Consider the following 755-nt stretch of genomic DNA (forward strand, 5'->3'; position numbering starts at 1 on the left):
TGCACGTCAATCCGGCGTTCAGCCGCATCACCGGATACAGCACCGAGGAAGTCCTTGGACAGACCCCTAGACTCTTCGCGTCTGGCAAGCACGACGCAGCCTTCTACAACCAGATGTGGCTGGCGCTGAAAGAGCATGGCGAGTGGAGCGGCGAGATCTGGAACCGACGCAAAAATGGCGAGGTGTACCCGCAATGGCAGAACCTGCGCTGCATCCATGACAACCAGGGCCAGCTCAGCCATTACGTGGCGGTGTTCTCCGATCTCTCGGCGCTCAAGCGCTCGCGCGAAGAGCTCGACCAGCTCGCTCATTACGACCCGTTGCTCAAGCTGCCGAATCGGCTGCTGTTCACCGAGCGCGCCAAGCAGGATCTCGAGCGCGCCAGGGCCAACAGACGCAGCGGTGCAATGCTTCTGATCGACCTCGATCACTTCAAGGACATCAATGAAAGCCTTGGCCACAGCCTGGGCGACGCGCTGTTGCAGGCTGTCAGCACGCGACTGGGCGAGTACCTGGAAGAAGGCATGACGCTTGGCCGACTCGGCGGTGACGAGTTCGCCCTGCTCTGTGAAGGCTACGGCGCGGAGAAGGCCACCTCGCTGGCGTTGCGCATTCTCGACCGACTGAACGAACCCTTCCATATCGCTGGCCAGGAGCTGTTCAGTAGCGCCAGCATCGGCATCGTGCTGTACCCCTATCCGACCGACGTGCAGAACGTTGAACAGCTGATGCGCAACGCCGACTCGGCGCTGTTC

General features: G+C 61.3%; 1 protein-coding gene. It reads left to right on the plus strand.

The window, feature by feature from the left end; all coding sequences use genetic code 11:
* A partial coding sequence (locus CXQ97_RS20810; protein ID WP_146069735.1) for a GGDEF domain-containing protein occupies nucleotides 1-755 on the plus strand: 755 nt, incomplete at both ends.

This window comes from Arthrobacter sp. B0490, from assembly GCF_002929355.1.
In the GTDB taxonomy this organism is placed as follows: Bacteria; Actinomycetota; Actinomycetes; order Actinomycetales; family Micrococcaceae; genus Arthrobacter_D.